This is a genomic window from Flavobacterium saliperosum, assembly GCF_900100625.1.
Taxonomy (GTDB): domain Bacteria; phylum Bacteroidota; class Bacteroidia; order Flavobacteriales; family Flavobacteriaceae; genus Flavobacterium; species Flavobacterium saliperosum.
In genome coordinates this window covers 28,751-47,111 of the sequence record NZ_FMTY01000003.1, presented here as the reverse complement: position 1 = coordinate 47,111, position 18,361 = coordinate 28,751, and the positions used below count along the sequence as shown (strand labels likewise).

General features: G+C 40.6%; 16 protein-coding genes. 5 read left to right on the top strand and 11 right to left on the bottom strand.

Annotated features, from left to right (window positions below):
- Window positions 1–195: 195 nt before the first annotated feature.
- The gene (locus tag BLQ05_RS06475; protein ID WP_023577345.1) at window positions 196–654 is read left to right on the top strand and encodes an SRPBCC family protein; all 459 of its coding nucleotides are present in this window, start codon (window positions 196–198) and stop codon (window positions 652–654) included.
- A gap of 160 nt (window positions 655–814) precedes the next feature.
- Window positions 815–1,459, top strand: a complete 645-nt coding sequence (locus BLQ05_RS06470; RefSeq protein ID WP_035654867.1) for a DNA alkylation repair protein — start codon at window positions 815–817, stop codon at window positions 1,457–1,459.
- A 161-nt stretch (window positions 1,460–1,620) separates the two neighbouring features.
- Here BLQ05_RS06470 and BLQ05_RS06465 read toward each other — a convergent pair whose 3' ends face one another.
- The 3 genes from BLQ05_RS06465 to BLQ05_RS06455 all read right to left on the bottom strand — a co-directional run bounded on the left by BLQ05_RS06465 (window position 1,621) and on the right by BLQ05_RS06455 (window position 5,395).
- Window positions 1,621–3,096 (bottom strand): lipopolysaccharide biosynthesis protein, encoded by a 1,476-nt coding sequence (locus tag BLQ05_RS06465; RefSeq protein WP_023577347.1) that lies wholly within the window; start codon window positions 3,094–3,096, stop codon window positions 1,621–1,623.
- A 413-nt stretch (window positions 3,097–3,509) separates the two neighbouring features.
- Window positions 3,510–4,280 (bottom strand): FkbM family methyltransferase, encoded by a 771-nt coding sequence (locus BLQ05_RS06460; RefSeq protein WP_238321151.1) that lies wholly within the window; start codon window positions 4,278–4,280, stop codon window positions 3,510–3,512.
- Window positions 4,280–5,395: a glycosyltransferase family protein gene (locus tag BLQ05_RS06455; protein WP_023577348.1), complete on the bottom strand. Its 1,116-nt coding sequence runs from the start codon at window positions 5,393–5,395 to the stop codon at window positions 4,280–4,282. The genes BLQ05_RS06460 and BLQ05_RS06455 overlap by 1 nt, the downstream gene beginning before the upstream one ends.
- 154 nt (window positions 5,396–5,549) lie before the next feature.
- On the opposite strand from BLQ05_RS06455, the gene BLQ05_RS06450 reads away from it, so the two are divergent.
- From BLQ05_RS06450 to BLQ05_RS06440, 3 genes are all read left to right on the top strand, one after another.
- Window positions 5,550–6,401 carry a glycosyltransferase family 2 protein gene (locus BLQ05_RS06450; RefSeq protein ID WP_023577349.1) on the top strand — a complete coding sequence of 284 codons (852 nt, stop codon included), beginning with the start codon at window positions 5,550–5,552 and terminating at the stop codon, window positions 6,399–6,401.
- A gap of 180 nt (window positions 6,402–6,581) precedes the next feature.
- Window positions 6,582–7,325, top strand: a complete 744-nt coding sequence (locus BLQ05_RS06445) for an MlaE family ABC transporter permease (protein WP_035654869.1) — start codon at window positions 6,582–6,584, stop codon at window positions 7,323–7,325.
- 1 nt (window position 7,326) lies between these two features.
- The gene (locus tag BLQ05_RS06440) at window positions 7,327–8,097 is read left to right on the top strand and encodes an ABC transporter ATP-binding protein (RefSeq protein WP_023577351.1); all 771 of its coding nucleotides are present in this window, start codon (window positions 7,327–7,329) and stop codon (window positions 8,095–8,097) included.
- A 35-nt stretch (window positions 8,098–8,132) separates the two neighbouring features.
- Here BLQ05_RS06440 and BLQ05_RS06435 read toward each other — a convergent pair whose 3' ends face one another.
- From BLQ05_RS06435 to porV, 8 genes are all read right to left on the bottom strand, one after another.
- Window positions 8,133–11,399 (bottom strand): T9SS type B sorting domain-containing protein, encoded by a 3,267-nt coding sequence (locus tag BLQ05_RS06435; protein WP_023577352.1) that lies wholly within the window; start codon window positions 11,397–11,399, stop codon window positions 8,133–8,135.
- A 5-nt stretch (window positions 11,400–11,404) separates the two neighbouring features.
- Complete coding sequence (locus tag BLQ05_RS06430; protein WP_023577353.1) at window positions 11,405–12,469, bottom strand: mannose-1-phosphate guanylyltransferase; 1,065 nt, start codon at window positions 12,467–12,469, stop codon at window positions 11,405–11,407.
- A 44-nt stretch (window positions 12,470–12,513) separates the two neighbouring features.
- Complete coding sequence (locus tag BLQ05_RS06425; RefSeq protein WP_023577354.1) at window positions 12,514–13,113, bottom strand: SprT-like domain-containing protein; 600 nt, start codon at window positions 13,111–13,113, stop codon at window positions 12,514–12,516.
- Between the two features lie 3 nt (window positions 13,114–13,116).
- The gene (locus BLQ05_RS06420; RefSeq protein WP_023577355.1) at window positions 13,117–13,794 is read right to left on the bottom strand and encodes an SDR family NAD(P)-dependent oxidoreductase; all 678 of its coding nucleotides are present in this window, start codon (window positions 13,792–13,794) and stop codon (window positions 13,117–13,119) included.
- A 68-nt stretch (window positions 13,795–13,862) separates the two neighbouring features.
- Window positions 13,863–15,500, bottom strand: coding sequence for a pyruvate dehydrogenase complex dihydrolipoamide acetyltransferase (locus BLQ05_RS06415; RefSeq protein ID WP_023577356.1), 1,638 nt, complete (start codon window positions 15,498–15,500; stop codon window positions 13,863–13,865).
- Window positions 15,501–15,506: 6 nt separating this feature from the next.
- Window positions 15,507–16,505 (bottom strand): pyruvate dehydrogenase (acetyl-transferring) E1 component subunit alpha, encoded by a 999-nt coding sequence (gene pdhA, locus BLQ05_RS06410; protein WP_023577357.1) that lies wholly within the window; start codon window positions 16,503–16,505, stop codon window positions 15,507–15,509.
- Between the two features lie 100 nt (window positions 16,506–16,605).
- Window positions 16,606–17,088 carry a cytidine deaminase gene (gene cdd / locus BLQ05_RS06405; RefSeq protein ID WP_023577358.1) on the bottom strand — a complete coding sequence of 161 codons (483 nt, stop codon included), beginning with the start codon at window positions 17,086–17,088 and terminating at the stop codon, window positions 16,606–16,608.
- A gap of 73 nt (window positions 17,089–17,161) precedes the next feature.
- The gene (gene porV / locus BLQ05_RS06400; RefSeq protein WP_023577359.1) at window positions 17,162–18,355 is read right to left on the bottom strand and encodes a type IX secretion system outer membrane channel protein PorV; all 1,194 of its coding nucleotides are present in this window, start codon (window positions 18,353–18,355) and stop codon (window positions 17,162–17,164) included.
- Between the last annotated feature and the right edge of the window lie 6 nt (window positions 18,356–18,361).

Genomic DNA, 18,361 nt, shown 5'->3' with positions numbered 1-18,361 from the left:
CCGAACGCACAACAGTGGTTTCATGAAATTGGGGTTTAAATGCTAAAAATAATGTTGGTTTTGTATTTGTAAACGTAATCTTAAATTGGTAACTTTAAATCACAAAGTCACGGATGTTATAGACGATGTAAAACGACAGCTGGTATGACTGATAATGACACTTTGAAAGATTAATCCAATCAAATAGTTAACAGTATGAAAAAGTTACAATACACCGTAAGCATCAACGCCCCTGTAAACAAGATATACGATTTTATGTTGGGTATTACCAGTAAATCAACTTATGAACAATGGACTTCTTTGTTTAACCCTACATCAACCTATGAAGGAAGTTGGGACAAGGGAAATAAAATGCTATTTATTGGAGTAGATGAAAAAGGAGAAAAGGGAGGTATGGTTTCCAAGATAGTTGACAACATTCCCAACAAATTTGTTTCTATTCAACATTATGGGCTTGTAAAAGCGGATAAGGAAATTACAGAAGGCCCAGAAGTAGAAAAATGGGCAAACGGATTCGAAAACTATACCTTCGAAGAAAACAATGGGACTACAACCGTTACTGTTGACTTAGACACAACAGAAGATTTTTTAGATTATATGAACGAGACCTACCCAAAAGCACTCGACAAGCTGAAAGAACTTTGTGAAAAATAGCAATTTCAAGAATAGCATAACAAGACAACGCAATAAACACAGCCTATAACATCGATTTAGCTTCGCTACACTTAGTTGCTATTGAACTTTGGTGCTAATAATCCGTCACATCGTCAAGCCGCAAAACTTTGGGGAAACAATAAAAAACAATTTACTTGAAATGATACTTTCCAGGAAAGCAGCGAAAATTTCCAATGAGATTAATGACCGAACGAAGTTTGGGGATTTGCGAACTATTGCCAAAGAAATTAAAAAAGATCACGAATTGGCTAAAGAACTTTGGTCAACGGGAAAGCTATTTCCCAGACTGCTGTCAATTCTGATTATGGAGAACAAAGAACTGCATCCGGAGGTCATTCAAATGCTCTTTGACGACATTCAGAACCACGAATTGGAGGAGCGTATTCAACTGGCCGATTGGTTAATGGCGAACCAACTCACAAAAAATAAAAAAGCTGTTGCATTGATAGCTTCCTGGGAAAATAGTCCTTCAGCCATTCAAAGACGGATTTTCTGGTACCATCAGGGGCGATTGCGATGGGTCGGACAAACACCGCCAAACAATACAAACGAATTGCTTTCGGCAATAGAAGAAAAAATGCTAAAGGAAGAACCTGAGGTGCAATGGGCAATGAACTTCACCGCCGCCTGGATTGGAATCTTCGATAAAGCCAATAGAACTCAATGTATAAAAATGGGAGAAAAACTGGGGCTTTACAAAAATGAAGTGGTGACAAAAGGCTGCTCGCCTAACTATTTACCAAAATTTATTGAGCTCGAAGTACAAAAAAGAAACTTGGAATAAAAAGTTAAGAGCAACACTCCGCTCCTGCTCGAAGTAGCGGAGGGAGATTGCTTCGCAAGCTCGCAATGACTAATTGGATCGGAAAGCGGGAAAACGGACAGCCGGTACATCCCAAGCCATTACTTCGCCAACTCGCTATCGCTCGGGTCGCTCCAAAAGAATTATTTCTTATTTCCGAATAACGATTTCGGTAACACTTCCTTGATGGCAATGATTTTGAAGAATTGGTTACCGAAGAAGAACACCAACAGCACCGCCAACGGTTTAAGGCACAGGTTTACAAAATGATTGTCTCCGAAATCCGGCACCAACAGGCCGATAATCAGCGACAAAAACAGCAGCACCAATACACTGATATATTGTTTGGTGAAAGGATGCACTCCGAATTTCTTATAATTGAAATACAGTTTCAGTACGTTAAAAAGGGTCAGCGAAATGAACGTCGCAATGGAAACGCCGGTGATGCCCAAATCGGTAAACTTGATAAACAACAAATTACTCACTACAGTGATAACCGCCAGAAACAGCATCGATATGATGTTGAATTTGTAATATTTCGAATAGGAAATGATGTACCCGTTAAAACCGGTCGCCAAATCGAACAACGTGGCAAAACCCAAAAAATAAATCACGCCTTTGGCATTCATGAGCTCCTCGCCTTTTTTCATAATCGAAAACAAATCGTTCATTCCCGCTAAAATCATCGCCAGCAAAAGAGCACCGATCAAAAACAAATGCAACGATGTTTTCTTGTGGAATTTATCCAATTCTTCCATGTTGCTCTTGGCAATGTAGTCGGCGATAATGGGCGATGAAATCGTATACACGCCTAAGGATGGCACACTGATTAACCCCACAATCGAAAAAGCAATCGCATAGACGCCGTTCGCCTTGTACCCGATAAACTCCCCGACCATAAAGTTGTCGATACGCAACGCAATAATGCTTCCAATACTGCCCAAAAGGGTGTAAAACGCATAGGAAAACAATTCCTTCTTGAAATTATCCTGATATAAAAAAGTGAACGACGTTTTCATGGGTAAAGGCTCCAGTCGCAACAGATAGGCAAACATAATCAGCAACGAAAAAACGTAGAACCCCACGAAAATGGCGATGGAAACCGTTTCGGAACAACCAAAATAGAAATAGGCCATGAACGCGGCAATCCCTCCGAATTTCGGCATGCTGTTCTCTAAGATATTCGGAACCACAATCCGTTTCTTAATCGAAATGTATTTGGAAAACAATTGCAGAAAAGAAAGCAAAAACACCAAGACAAAAATATAATACCGCATGTTCCACAAGTCTTTTCCACGGAAATAATCGGAGAAGAAACCAATGCAGAGAAAACATAAAAACACAAACGTGAAATTAACGAGCGTAAAGAGCATCGAGAATTTCAACAGGTTATGATGCTGGTTTTCGGAGGAGAGTTTGGGATAGAACTTTACGTTCGCATACGCCATTCCGATGGTTACCAAAGGTAGAATCAATTCGGCCGCCGGGAGCACGTAACGCAGTTTCCCATAGAATTCCAAATCATTCGGATACAGGAAAAACGTAGCCAGTGTTCCAATTAAAAAACTGAAATACCCTACGAAGCTGTATTTTATGCTTTGGCGTGCTACTACACTCATGTTATGAAAATTCTAAATTCTAAATTCCAAAATTTAACCGCAAAGGTCGCTATGGTTTACGCAAGGTACGCAAAGGCTCTACTTCTTTGTGAACTACGTTTCCAAACTTTTTCAATTAACCGCAAAGAACGCTAGGTTTTTCGCAATGGTCGCAAAGGACCCTTTCTTATTTCTAAACTTTATTTCTAAACCTTTACAATTAACCGCTACGTTCGCTAAGTTTTCGCAATGTACACATAGCCTTGCGAACTTTGCGCCTTCTTTGCGCTCTTTGCGGTTAAACCTTTTCCGCTGAACACTTCATAAAGCCTTGCGAACCTAGCGCCTTCTTTGCGCTCTTTGCGGTTAAACCTTTTCCGCTGCACACTTCATAAAGCCTTGCGAACCTAGCGCCTTCTTTGTGTACTTCGCGGTTAAACTGGCTTCGGAATAAAAATAAAGTTATTAATATAACGATTAAAATCGTTCAGGTACTCGTCTTTTTGAAAATTGGCGATTTGGTTGAAATCGAACGGTGCAATTTTCAGATTTTTTCTATCAAAGTAAAACACCTCATAACCAAAACCAATGATAAAATCGAAAATGTCCTTAATCGGATAATGGGCGTGACGCAATTCGATTTCGATGATGAAAATCGGCTTGATGGTTTTCAGAATGTTTTCACAGCCTTTTATAGAATCAAATTCGTGACCTTCCACATCGATTTTTATCAAATCGATTTTTGCTAGTCCCTGTTTTGCAACCCAATCATCCAAACGAATGGTTTCGATTTCAATTTTCTCCACATCATCACCCAACGCTTCCAATGAGGCGCGCGTGTCCTGTAACCCGTTGCCTTTTTTGGGAATATTCAGCACCGAAATCCCGGAAGAGGACGATGCCGCAAAAGGATACACTTTAGCCGTTTTGAACAAATGCGCACAAAATTCCACCAACTTCTTATTCGGTTCAAACCCGATGATTTTACCGGTTTTGATCACTTTCTCGGCCTGATACAAGTAAATACCTTTGTTGGTTCCAATATCGATAAAAACAGAATCGTTTTTCAGTACCTGATGCAGATACAGCAATTCCGGTTCGCATTTGAAATCGTCAGTATGCAACGAATTCAGTTTTTTAAAAAAACGCTTTTTGTATAATTCGGGCCAAAATTTGTAGGCCAATTGTATTAGTGCTTGTATCATTATTTTGATGCTGTCAGTGCTATAAGTTGTTGCTCTAATTGGTTTTTCACTTTTTCAAAAGTGTATTTTTCAAGATAAGGCTGTAGTTTTTGGTATTCGTTTTCCAACTGTTCCTTGCTGAGCGTATTCAAAACGGAAGTCAATCCTCTTTCACTTTCATAGTACAGATTGTGCCAGTCCATTTTGGGATACGACGTTGGGAACAAACCGATTTTTCCGTTGTAAATACAGTCGGCCTCGCTGCCACTGACTTTCGTTTTTCCGTAGAATTCATCGACCCAATAAAATGAGGTTTGCGACTTTACCGGACACAAAAGCAAATGCGCCTTGGCAATCACCTCGCTGTATTCTTCCCACGGAATGAACCGATAGTAATGCGTTATGGTTACATTGGCATCGCAAACATGTTTGAGATGTTCCAATTGTTGCAATACGCTGTCGTTTTCCGGTTTTCCTAAAAAAGTAAAATGCAGTCGAGATTTGGGTTTCAGTTTCGGTAAAACGGAGAGCAGCATCGCCACGTCTTTTCGTTTGTTCGAAACATTCCCCGGCATTACGATGTCGATCACTTCCGATATCGGAAACGAATGCGAATGGCAATAATTCATGGAAACCAATTCCGTTTTTTCCGCAAAACTTCCTTTGCTTTTTACCTCATCCAACAGACTTTGTGAAAGTACTCCGAAGCGTGTTGCCTGTAATATCGTCTTTCTTTTCTGGCCGACTTTTTCCAACAAATACAATTTGAGATAATAGATACATTGCTCTTTATCCGCCCAAAAGTTATGGCGGTTTATCGATTTAAAAAACAGACTGAAGTTCAGATTATGCACCAGACATAACGTTGGTTTTTGCTGAAAAACTTTGGAATACTGTTCGAAATTACGATGTAAGGTGTTTACCACTATGACATCGAAGTCGTTGCAATTCATTTCGGAAACCGTTTTCACGACCGTGATTTTGTCTTCGGGAATCGATGAAAGTTTCGCATTCACTTTATCGTGGACAAAAAACCGGAAGTCAACCGCCGTCATTTCCTTTAACAACAGGTACCACTGTTCGAGCAAAGCCGAATGGGTTTCCATTTCGATAAAAGCGATTTTTTTCTTTTCCAAATTGTTGGTTTCTAATCCTACAAAAATAAAGATATTTCCGCTGTAAAACTTTATTTCTGCTTAGGAAAGAGGGAACTTAAATGAAATTTTACCTTCTATTGATTTTATCATCAGAAAAAAATTTTGTGTACGTTTGTACAACTTATTCGAAACGATGCGCTATTATATCATAATTCCCGCCCACAATGAAGCTGCTTTTATCAGCTTGACTTTGCAATCGCTGGTTTCCCAATCGGTTTTGCCTGCGAAAGTCGTGGTCGTGAATGATAATTCCACCGATAAAACCGGGGAAATCGTTCAGGCTTTCGCCGAAAAACATCCGTGGATTTCCTTGGTAAACAAAACTTCCGAAGCGATTCACCTGCCTGGGAGCAAGGTGATTCAGGCATTCCAGAAAGGATTGGAAACGATTGATACAAACTACGACATCCTTGTAAAAGCCGATGCCGATTTGATTTTTCCGAACAATTACTTCGAAACGATACTGACTCATTTTAAGAGTGACGACAAAATCGGGATGGTGGGTGGATTTGCCTACATCGAGAAAAATAATGATTGGATTTTAGAGAATTTAACCGACAAAGATCACATTCGTGGTGCTTTTAAAGCTTACCGAAAAGCGTGCTTCGAACAGATTGGCGGACTCAAACCAGCCATGGGTTGGGATACCGTAGACGAATTGTTGTGCAAATTTTACAATTGGAAAGTCGTAACCGATGAAACCCTGAAAGTAAAACACCTGAAACCTACCGGAGCCAATTACAACAAAGCTTCCCGATACAAACAGGGCGAAGCCTTTTACACGTTGGGTTACGGATTTTTCATCACGACCATTGCTTCTTTGAAACTGGCGCTACGCAAAGGAAAACCGCTTTTGTTTCTGGATTATATCAAAGGATTTTGGAAAGCGAAATCGGAGAACAAAACGATGTTGGTAACTCCCGAACAGGCAAAGTTTATCCGTAGCTACCGTTGGAAGAAGATGAAAGAGAAGTTGTTTAAATAACAGCTTTCGTTATTAAGACCGGGGTTGCGTGAGGGATGGCAGCGGCATCCTTTTATGGAGCATCGCGGAATAAAAGATACAGCGGATAGCCCGACCCAAAGGGACACGCCCAAAAAACTGATAACCCATACCTCATAACTCGTAACTTCTTACTATTTTAGCGGATATTTTCAGTACACTATGATTCGATATTTATCCCAGATAGGAAAATACTTTTTGATGTTGAAAGAAGTCTTCAACAAACCCACCCGATGGTCGATGATGCGACAGCTCATCATGAAAGAGATTGACGATTTGGTTATCGGTTCCTTAGGAATTGTAGCCTTCATTTCGTTCTTCGTGGGCGGGGTTGTGGCGATTCAGACGGCGTTAAATCTTACCAATCCGTTAATTCCGAAATACTTAATCGGTTTTGCCACAAGACAATCCGTAATTTTGGAGTTTGCACCGACGTTTATCTCCATCATTATGGCAGGTAAAGTGGGGTCGTTTATCACTTCCAGTATCGGAACCATGCGGGTTACCGAACAGATTGATGCGTTGGAAGTAATGGGGGTGAACTCGCTGAACTATTTGGTTTTTCCGAAAATTGTAGCGATGATGTTGTATCCGTTCGTTATCGGATTGAGTATGTTTTTAGGGATTCTTGGCGGATGGATTGCCGGAGTGTATGGCGGATTTGCCTCAAGTACCGAATTTCAGACCGGACTTCAGGTGGAATTTATTCCGTTTCACATTACCTACGCTTTTATTAAAACAGTCTGTTTTGCTTTTTTGTTGGCAACAATCCCTTCTTTTCACGGGTATTATATGAAAGGTGGGGCTTTGGAAGTGGGAAAAGCGAGTACGACTTCGTTCGTATGGACATCGGTAGCGATTATTTTGGTGAATTATATTTTAACACAATTACTGTTAAGCAAATAAGATGATTGAGGTAAAGAATGTAGAAAAATCCTTTGGGGAACAGAAAGTTTTAAAAGGAATTACGACCACTTTTGAAACCGGAAAAACCAACCTGATTATTGGCCAGAGTGGCTCCGGAAAGACCGTTTTGCTTAAGAGTTTACTTGGCATCCATACTGTTGATGTGGGAACGATTTCTTTCGACGGACGTATTTACTCTGAAATGAGTGCGGATGACAAACGAACATTACGTACCGAAATCGGAATGGTATTTCAGGGAAGTGCCTTGTTTGATTCCATGACTGTGGAAGAGAACATCGGATTCCCATTGAAAATGTTTACCAACAAAACCCCGAGAGAAATTCAGGAACGTGTGGATTTTGTAATCGATCGTGTAAAACTGATTGATGCCCACAAAAAGAAACCTTCCGAAATTTCCGGAGGTATGCAAAAGCGTGTGGCGATTGCGCGTGCGATTGTGAACAATCCTAAATATTTGTTTTGTGACGAACCCAACTCGGGACTGGATCCAAAAACAGCCGTAGTTATCGATAACCTGATTCAGGAAATCACCCAGGAATACAACATTACAACCGTTGTAAACACGCACGATATGAACTCGGTAATGGAAATCGGAGAGAAAATCATTTTCCTAAAAGAAGGAGTTTTGGCCTGGGAAGGCACCAAGAAAGAAATCTTCAAAACCGACAACGAAGCGATTGTGGATTTTGTCTATTCCTCGGAACTATTCAAGAAAGTACGAAAAGCGCAGAACAGAGCGGATAAATTATAAAAAAACGGAGTCAAATTAGACTCCGTTTTTTTATTTTAATAATTCAGATACACCCAACCCGTTTTCACATTGCCGGTATCGAATTTCACCACATAATAATAAGTTGCCGCAGGCAATAAACGTCCTTTAAAATCTTTTCCGTCCCATTGGTCTACATAATTGTCGAGTTCATATACATTCATCCCATAACGATTGAAGATTTTCACATTCACAATTCCTTGAAGACAGGACAAATCGAAAGTATCGTTTAACCCATCATTGTTTGGAGAAATACCTCTTGGAATGCCGCAGTTTGTGCATAAAACATCAATAGATTTTGAGGCACTGCAACCATTTGCAGAGGTTACGGTAAGTACATAACTACCTGTTTCCTGTCCTGTGATAGTTACAGGATTTGTATTTACAACAGTACCGTCCGGATATGTCCAGGAATATACTGCGGTATCAACATTAAACGAATCATTAAGCGGTACTGCCGATAGGGATGAAGAATTCCCTATGCATTCATTAACAATATCAAATGCCGGAGAGCGATTAACAAAAACCTCTACTGAAGCAGTATTGGATTCACAACCATCCTCAAAAACACTTACTGTATAAATTCCTTCGTTTACATTAGATGCGTTGTCAATGGTTGGGTTTTGCACTGTACTTGAAAATCCATTAGGACCGGTCCATTGATAAGTAGCATTAGGAATATCCGATGCAAACAACTGAAATGTTTGAGCATCACAAACAACTGGGGCTACTGAAGCTACAGGAGCCTGAGGTGTGCTTTTTATTTCAATCGTTACCTGCGATTCATCAGAATTACCGCAAAGCCCGTTTACAGTATACGTGAAGTGATAAACCCCGGGATTTACTAGTGCAGAATCCCATAAATTATTGTTCAAAACTCCGCTTCCGGTTGTTTCCTGCCAGATTCCATTAGCTTGGTATGTACCGGACAAACTATTAAATAAATTAATAACGCCCTGACTGCCGCAATAAGAAACATTATTGTCACCTCCCGCATTTGGATTAGCCATATCCGGTGAAATTGTATAATCAATAACTTCATTGATACAGGAATTCGGATTTCCTGGGTTGGTTATCCTAACATGATATGCACCAAAATCAGCAGGCAGACTAAACGGATTCAGTTGAAGCAAATTTGTGGTACTGAGGATGTTTGTCGTGTTATTGTCTTTCCACCATTCATAATGCAGAAAAGGGAAATTCGGAACAGACAAAGAGCCTGGTTGTCCTGCACATAATTCGGATGGTGTGATAGGGAAGATAACTTCGTCGCTAATCTCAAAGATTCGGTTTAGAATATTACCACAGGCATCTTCAACCTGAAAATTGTAAATAGCTGGAGACAAACTAGGGAAAAAGCTTGAGGTTCCGTTATCAATAACAAATGGCAATCCATCCTTAGTGGTAATCCTGTAAATTAACGGAGCAACACCATTTGCTTCCACTAATACATCATAAGATCCATCATTACATTGAAAGGAATAAACATTATCTATTTCAGGCAGACCTGTAAAAGTAAATTCATCTAAAGTTTTTATACAGATTCCATACACACCACTTCCTATAGAAGTAAAATCTTTAATTATTCTAAATTCTCCTGTAAAAGCAAAATTATAATTAACAGTATTATTTATTAATTGTATTGAATTTAAAATTGTTGGAATTGAACCATCTGGGTACACAACACCAGTTAGCGGATGAACCCATGCGTTTAGTAAAGGGTCAAATTTTTGAAGAAAAAATGCAGGACTATTAACAGAGTTGCTTGTGTGATGTAAATCAATATCAAATGAACCACAATTTTCGATAATATTTATCGTTGTTTCATCTTGATAGCCCTCTATTACCCCGGAAAGAATATAAATATGTCCACAAACATCGGTAATATTAAATTGATAATTCCCCTGAGGTAAATCCCCCATTAAAAAAACATGATCATCGTTACTAACAGAATCTAAATTAAATGAAACATCATAGGGCAGGTTTTGGTTATATGATGACGGAGCAGCTGTCATTGTAACATTCTGCATACTTATTACAGAGAAAATATAAAAACCTCCAAATCCGTCTTGACATCCTTCATTAACATACAATCTAGGTTCAACAGGTGGTGTTGCTTCAATCAGTATTGAATTTACAGCAGTTCTCCCACAAGAATCCGTTATCTGAATTGTATATAAACCATTTGGGAGAGGAATACTTGGATTGTAATATATTGCTTCTTCATTACCAAAAGGTCCAGGATGATTCGAATTATACAATGAGGCGTTAAATCCAGAGGGTGCTGATAAAAATGTAACATTATATGGCGCAATGAAATCTACAGGCATAACCCGTATCATCTTATCACATCTTGTTAAAACAATTCTCAGATCCAATTGGGTAACTACATCTATTGTTTGACTTTTAACATAAACTTCACCGCAGGAGTTTGTAACTTGCAATGAGTATGAATAATGCTGATTATAATATAAGGGTAAGATTTGCGAAAAATAAGATACATTTGGATTTCCTGAATTGATTGTTTGTGTATATTGTATAGGAGCCCCGCTTGGTGGAAAAACCGTATATTGAAGAGTAATAGGATAAGCTATAATCCCATTTGGAAGTGTTGGTTGAACTTGATCAGAAACGTTAATAGTGTTACAAGTATCTAATATATAATGATAATTGTAAAAACCTAAGGCTGTTGCATTTGCATCTACAGTAAAAGCCCTCACCACACCTTCACCACAGTTATCAAAAACCCTTACCTGATATGATCCCGAGGTTAATCCCGTAAAAATATTCGAGGCTTGCAAAGGCCGTATCATTGGCCCTGAAAAAATTTCATAGGACACTGCATTTCCCTGTGTGACATTTACGGTTATTTTTCCATCATTGCCACAAACCTCATTTTCGCCTACTAGGTTATAATTCAGCAGGACAATCTGACTTACAATAGTTATATCCTGCTGTTGCGAGTTTGATGCTGTCCCTAAAGATTGTGTTGCCACCACTCTGTAATTTCCTGCTACAAGTCCTGTAAAACTATTGGTACTTGTTATTGTAATTGGTGATATAACATCCGGCAATCTAAAAAGTGTGTAAATTACTGTAGCACCGGGAGTTGTATTTGCTACGGTAAAAGTAAGCGATCCATTGCCGCTGCAAGTTTCATTGGTTGCCGTTACTTGTAGCGTAAAACTTGATAGTTGACTGAATGAAAAATTAAAAAAAAGAAAAAAGAAAAAAATAGTAATATATCTATATCTTACTGAAAGTGATTCACACGTATTTTTCATCTATTTTATTTCAATTTATTTGCCATTGTGGTAATCCGTTTGATTTCCTGCTCTTTCCCTTTCGGATAAATCAGCAAAACATCGTCTTTATCGACGATGATGAAATCCTGTAATCCGTCAATCACAACCAGTTTTTTCCCTTCCGTTCGTATAATATTATTGGAAGCGTTTTCCAGTATAACCGTTGCGTTCACCACGGCATTATCCTGTTCGTCTTTCGGGAGTTTATCGTATAAAGAACCCCAAGTTCCCAGATCGTTCCAATCGAAAGTGGCCGGTAACACAAAAACATTCAGTGCTTTTTCCATTACGGCATAATCGATGGAAATATTCTCGGCTTTCGGGTAATTTTCTTTGATAAACAACGGCTCCTTATCCGTATTGTAGGCTTCATAGCCATCCATAAAATGGGCGAACATTGCCGGCTGAAAATGCTCGAACGCTTTTAAAATGGATTTTGCGCTCCAGATAAAGATTCCGGCATTCCACAGATAATTTCGGCTTTGAATAAATTTTCGTGCCGTGGCATAATCCGGTTTTTCACGGAACTGTACCACTTTTTTTATCGGACGCGTGTCTAATTTATCGTATTCGATGTACCCGTAACCGGTATTCGGGAATGTCGGTAAAATACCCAACGTCATTAGGGTTTCCTCACGCTCACACAAATCGAAAGCACGCTGCAAATTGGCTACAAACTGCACCTCATCCTCAATCCAGTGATCGCTGGGTGCCACTACCATAACCGCATCGGGGTTTTGCTTTTTTATCTTCAGGGAAGCATATAAAATACACGGTGCCGTATTTCGCATGGCAGGTTCCAAAACAATCTGCTCCTGTTTTACCTGCGGCAGTTGCTTCAATATTAAGTCGTTGTAACTTTCGTGCGTAAGAATCAGAATGTTTTCCTGCGGAATCAATTGCGACAACCGGCTGAATGTTTTCTGAATTAATGTTTCCCCGGTTCCCAACATGTCGTGAAACTGCTTGGGAAACTCCGTGGTACTTAAAGGCCAGAATCGGGATCCGACACCGCCGGCCATTAATATTGCATAATAATTTTTATTCATTTTTTCTGAGTTGCAAAGTTACTGAGTAACAAAGTCGCAAAGTTTTAATTGGATAACAATTCCACTTCGGCATTCGGATTGAACAGATAAATTCTTCCCGAGCTTAGTTCTATGCATTCATACCGTTTGGTACGAAGGGCGATTTTCTTAAATATTTTCCCATTATGAATGCGAAAAGTACTGCCATACGGAATCTCAAAGATATAATTTTTATCGTTTACCGGGTCAAATTGTTTCAGTGCCAACGATAAAGTGGCGTCCGTATCGCTGCTCGCTTTCGGATTTCTGAAATGTCGTGCCAGCAAAGGCAACAACTGGCTTGGGAAAACTTCCGGACGAATAAACGGTACCATCATGCGTTGGAACGTGAGCTTCCATTCGTCGCCATGGGGTTTGATATCTCTCCCGTATTTTTCGAAAGCTACCAGGTGGGCGATTTCATGAATCAGCGTCATCAGAAAACGGTATTTGTTTAAACTGGCATTCACGGTAATCTGATGAAATCCGTCGGGATGCCTTCTGTAATCTCCATGACGGGTCACGCGTTCATTGACAATTTTCAAATGAACGTTATAAGCTTTGATTAACTCAAAACAAGGAGGGACAGCGTGTTCCGGGATGTATTTCAGAAGAACCTCACTCATGTACTATGGCGTTGTGGATGAAACCTGCAACACTTTCCCGTTGAAATATTTATTTCCGGTCAGCGCGAAATTGAAAATATAGTCGGCCATTTCTTTTGCGGAAATCGGCGCCTCATAACCCGGAAAGGCTTCCTGTAACATTTCCGTCTGAACTGCCCCTAAAGCCAGTACATTGAAGGAAATGCCTCTTTCTTTGTACTCTTCGGCCAACAATTCAGACAGTGTAATTACTGCTCCTTTACTGGAACTGTAAGCGGAAAGTCCGGCAAACTTCATACTGCCCTGAATCCCACCCATGGAACTGATGGTCACCACATGACTTCCTTTTTGAAGATACGGAAGACAGACACGCGTTAAATTGGCCACACCGAAAACATTCACTTTATAAACGTTCTCAAATTCTTCCGACGAAATTTCTCCGAACGGTTTCAATAAAAGTGATCCGGCATTATGAATGATGATATCCACCTTTTTCCATGCGGTTGAAATGAAATTGGCTACTTTCTGCAAATCTTCATCCGAAGCCAAATCCACACTCAAACAAGTAATATGTTTATTCCCGAGTAACTCCGGAGCTATTTTTCTTGAAATCGACAGGACCTGATGTCCGGCTGCTGCAAATTGCAAGGCCAGTTCGTGCCCTATTCCGCGGGATGTTCCTGTAATTATAATGTGCTTCATAAAACTAAAATACTAAAAATCCCGTTCTGAAGTTCAAAACGGGATTTAATTTATTAAGAACAACGGGCTTACGCCAACATTGTTACCGGATTTTCTAAAAATTGTCTTAGTGTTTGTAAGAACTGAGCGCCTGTTGCTCCGTCCACAGTTCTGTGATCGCATGCTAAAGTAACCGTCATGGTGTTTCCTACCACAATTTGTCCGTTTCTTACTACCGGTTTTTCTTCGATAGCACCTACAGATAAAATTGCCGAATTCGGTTGGTTGATAATCGACGTGAACGACTGGATACCGAACATTCCCAAATTGGAAACCGTAAACGTACTTCCGTCCATTTCTGCCGGTGTCAGTTTTTTGTTTTTTGCTTTACCCGCCAAATCTTTCACGCTAGCGCCAATTTGCGTTAAACTCATCTGGTCGGTGAAGTTCAATACCGGCACTACCAATCCATCTTCCACTGCAACGGCCACACCGATGTTTACGTGGTGGTTGATAATCATCGCATCTTCCCTCCATTGTGAATTTACCTGTGGATGTTTTTTCAAGGCCATCGCACATGCTTTCACAACCATATCGTTAAACGACACTTTCGTATCCGGTACTGTATTGATTACCGCTCTCGATTTCATTGCCTCGTCCATGGCTACTTCAATAGTCAAGTAGTAATGCGGGGCTGTGAATTTCGATTCTGCCAAACGACGTGCAATCGTTTTACGCATTTGCGAATTTTTGATTTCCTCCTGGAATTTTTCTCCGGCAGGAACGAATGGTTTTACAACTGGTACAGCTGTTGTTGCCGCAGGAGTTGAAGCCGTTTGCACAGCGGCAGCCTGAGGTGTGAATCCTTCCACATCGCCTTTAACGATTCTTCCGTTTTCACCTGAACCTTTTACCTGAGATAAGTCGATTCCTTTATCCTGAGCTATTTTTTTAGCTAACGGAGATGCGAAAATTCTTCCGCCTGCATTTGTATTTTGTACAGGTGCAGTAGCCGTTTCCGTTTTTACTTCAACTGAAGCGTTCGCTTTCGGTGCTTCAAGAGAACCACCTGCTTTAAAATCAGCAGCAATACCGGAAACATCGGTTCCAGCAGGGCCGATAATGGCCAAAATGCTGTCAACCGGAGCCGTTTGCCCTTCGTTAACCCCAATATATAAAAGCGTTCCGGAATTGAACGATTCAAATTCCATCGTTGCTTTGTCGGTTTCGATTTCTGCCAGGATATCGCCTTCTTTAACGGCATCCCCTACTTTTTTCAACCAAGTCGCAACCGTTCCGTCGGTCATGGTATCGCTTAAACGCGGCATGGTTACCACTTTTACTCCTGCAGGAAGTGCTGCTGCAGCTGTTGGAGCCTCCGCCTTACCTTCTGCTACCGGAGCCGCTTCTGTTTTAGCTTCGCTCGATTCGGCTTCGCCTCGGGTTGGAGCCAGAGCACCTCCGCTTAGTAAAGCAGCAATATCTTCACCCGGAGCACCGATTATTGCTAAAAGGGAATCCACCGGAGCCGATTCGCCTTCCTGAATTCCTATATGTAACAGGGTTCCTGCATTGAATGACTCAAACTCCATTGTTGCTTTGTCCGTTTCAATTTCTGCAAGAATATCGCCTTCTTTTACCGTATCACCAACTTTTTTTAACCAAGTTGCCACAACACCTTCGGTCATGGTGTCGCTTAAACGCGGCATTGTAATTACTACTGCCATAATCGATTATAATTTATGTGGAATAAATGGATAATTCTCTTGTTCGTAAACCACATCATACAACTGATTTACTTCCGGATACGGAGATTCTTCCGCAAATTTCTCGCATTCGTCCACCAAGTCTTTTACTCTTTGGTCGATTGCTTCGATTTCCGCATCGGTTGCATAGTTGTTTTCTTTGATGATATCCAAAACCTGAGTGATTGGGTCGATTTTTTTGTACTCTTCCACTTCCTCTTTAGTTCTGTAGTGTTGTGCATCCGACATGGAGTGCCCTCTGTAACGGTATGTTTTCATTTCAAGGAACGTTGGTCCGTCGCCACGACGTGCTCTTTCGATGGCTTCGTGCATAGCTTCAGCCACTTTAATCGGATTCATCCCGTCTACCGGTCCGCATGGCATTTCATATCCTAAACCTAATTTCCAGATATCGGTATGGTTTGCGGTTCTCTCCACAGAAGTTCCCATGGCATACCCATTGTTTTCCACGATAAAAACCACGGGAAGTTTCCACAACATGGCCATATTAAAGGCTTCATGAAGCGAACCCTGACGTGCTGCCCCATCTCCAAAATAAGTCATGGTTACGCCACCAGTGTTAAAATACTTATCGGCAAAAGCGATTCCGGCCCCTACAGGGATTTGCGCCCCTACGATTCCGTGACCTCCGTAAAATCCGTGTTCTTTATCGAAAATATGCATGGATCCACCCATACCTTTTGAAGTACCGGTTGCTTTCCCTAATAATTCGGCCATCACTCTTTTTGGGTCGGTACCCATTCCGATTGGCTGAACATGGTTACGGTAAGCCGTGATCATTTTATCCTTAGACAGATCCATCGCATGCAAAGCTCCTGCTAATACCGCTTCCTGACCGTTGTATAAGTGTAAAAATCCACGAACTTTTTGTTGAATGTATAATGCAGCGAGTTTGTCTTCGAACTTTCTCCAGAACTGCATGTCTTCATACCATTTAAGGTAAACTTCTTTTGTGATTGGTTTCATCTATTATTGCTCTTTTAAGCTATATTACACAATTTTGCGAACGGCAAAAATAACACATCCCTTTAAGACGTGAAAATTTAAAGACGTTAAATTGTTCTTTTTATAAAAAGTTTTTATCAAACATCAACGGCAGCAAATTCTTAAGCGAATCTGATTTATAGACTTTACCGACTGCCGCCATGAAATATATTTCAATGGGCAAATCCTGACGAAACTCGTATTCGGCAATAGACTGTCTGCAAGCGCCACACGGTGGTATCGGCTCGGTCATTTCCTTATCATCCGCGGTTGCGGATATTGCTATCTTTACGATTTTAGCATCCGGATAAATGGCCCCTGCCTGAAAAATCGCCACCCTTTCCGCACACAAACCCGAAGGATATGCGGCATTTTCCTGATTGGAACCCAACACCACTTTCCCGTTATCCAACAATATGGCAGCCCCTACCCTGAATTTAGAGTACGGTGCATAGGCTTTCTTTCTGATTTCAATCGCCTGTTCCATCAAACTCTTCACTTCTGCGGAAAGTTCATCCGAAGATTCATAAACCAAAAAAGTTGACGTAATGCTAATGTTCTTCATTTACTCAAATTATTACAGACAAAAAATCCAAACTCATGACGAATTTGGATAGTTCATTTATTATTACTTTTTACTATAGATCATCATACGAATCACCGAAATTAAATGTCAGCGAGAAACGCAATGTGTTTTCCAAAGGATTTCTCACTTTTGAAGTAGAGAACAAATACGAAACATCTACCTTAACAATATTGTATTTGAATCCGGCTCCGATGGTAGCAAATTTTCTTGCTCCTTTTTCGACACTCTCATTAAAATACCCCGCTCTGAAAGCAAAGGAATCCTGATACCAATATTCTGCCCCTAATGCCCAGGTAAATTCCTTCAACTCTTCACTCATACCATCCGGCGCATCACCAAAAGACTTGAAAAGACCGGAAGCCCATCCGATTCTTCTGTAACGCTGATTCGCTTCCGAGTAGGCCGTGTTAATTTCAGTCTGCTCAATCGTACCGTCTCCGTCAATATCTGTGGGAACCACTTTTTCAGGCGTTGGCACCATCAGTTTGTTTACCTCTCCAATAACCGAAACCTTATTGTATTCATCTAAAATGAAATCAAAACTACCTCCCAATTTCAGATTGGACGGAAGAAAATTGGAACTACGCTCCACATCACCATCATACGAAATTTTCGGACCCATATTCTGCAAATTGACTCCTATACGGTATCTTGCGTTGAAATCGCTCATGGCAAATTCTTCCGACTGATAGAATCCGGCTACGTCAACGGCAAACGAATTGGCTGCTGATGCATCGGTATTACCATCCGGAATTCTTAAATTGGAACGAATGTAACGACCGGCAATTCCCATGGAGAACTGTTCACTCAATTTTAATGAATACGAAAGATCAAAAGCCAATTCGTTAGGACTAACGGTTCTCGGAATTTCTCCCGGATCACCGGTTTCGCGTAATTCAATATCGCCCAACCCAAAATAACGCAAACTGGTAGCAAAAGCACTACGTTCATTAATACGGTTATAGAAGGTAACCTGACCCAAAGAAATATCATTAGCTATACTTGTCAAATAGGGAGTATAACTTACTGAAAATCCGTACTTATTAGGTGAGAAGGCATATTTTGCAGGGTTGTACTGTTGTGAAAAAACATCTGCTGAAGTGGCAACACCCATATCACCAAGACCTGCCGCGCGGGCATCTGCAGAAATCAACAAAAAAGGAACCCCTGTCGTAATCACTCTATCCTGCGCATTAACTAATTGAACAACAAGCAAGAACAAGGATACTATGGATATTTTCTTCATTTTTAT

Coding starts and splice junctions, on each gene's coding strand:
- BLQ05_RS06460 (WP_238321151.1), bottom strand. CDS start 4,280: ATGATACAAGCACTAATACAATTGGCCTACAAATTTTGGCCCGAATTA.
- BLQ05_RS06470 (WP_035654867.1), top strand. CDS start 815: ATGATACTTTCCAGGAAAGCAGCGAAAATTTCCAATGAGATTAATGAC.
- BLQ05_RS06445 (WP_035654869.1), top strand. CDS start 6,582: ATGATTCGATATTTATCCCAGATAGGAAAATACTTTTTGATGTTGAAA.
- BLQ05_RS06440 (WP_023577351.1), top strand. CDS start 7,327: ATGATTGAGGTAAAGAATGTAGAAAAATCCTTTGGGGAACAGAAAGTT.
- BLQ05_RS06435 (WP_023577352.1), bottom strand. CDS start 11,399: ATGAAAAATACGTGTGAATCACTTTCAGTAAGATATAGATATATTACT.
- BLQ05_RS06430 (WP_023577353.1), bottom strand. CDS start 12,469: ATGAATAAAAATTATTATGCAATATTAATGGCCGGCGGTGTCGGATCC.
- BLQ05_RS06415 (WP_023577356.1), bottom strand. CDS start 15,500: ATGGCAGTAGTAATTACAATGCCGCGTTTAAGCGACACCATGACCGAA.
- BLQ05_RS06450 (WP_023577349.1), top strand. CDS start 5,550: ATGCGCTATTATATCATAATTCCCGCCCACAATGAAGCTGCTTTTATC.
- cdd (WP_023577358.1), bottom strand. CDS start 17,088: ATGAAGAACATTAGCATTACGTCAACTTTTTTGGTTTATGAATCTTCG.
- BLQ05_RS06475 (WP_023577345.1), top strand. CDS start 196: ATGAAAAAGTTACAATACACCGTAAGCATCAACGCCCCTGTAAACAAG.
- BLQ05_RS06425 (WP_023577354.1), bottom strand. CDS start 13,113: ATGAGTGAGGTTCTTCTGAAATACATCCCGGAACACGCTGTCCCTCCT.
- BLQ05_RS06465 (WP_023577347.1), bottom strand. CDS start 3,096: ATGAGTGTAGTAGCACGCCAAAGCATAAAATACAGCTTCGTAGGGTAT.
- pdhA (WP_023577357.1), bottom strand. CDS start 16,505: ATGAAACCAATCACAAAAGAAGTTTACCTTAAATGGTATGAAGACATG.
- porV (WP_023577359.1), bottom strand. CDS start 18,355: ATGAAGAAAATATCCATAGTATCCTTGTTCTTGCTTGTTGTTCAATTA.
- BLQ05_RS06420 (WP_023577355.1), bottom strand. CDS start 13,794: ATGAAGCACATTATAATTACAGGAACATCCCGCGGAATAGGGCACGAA.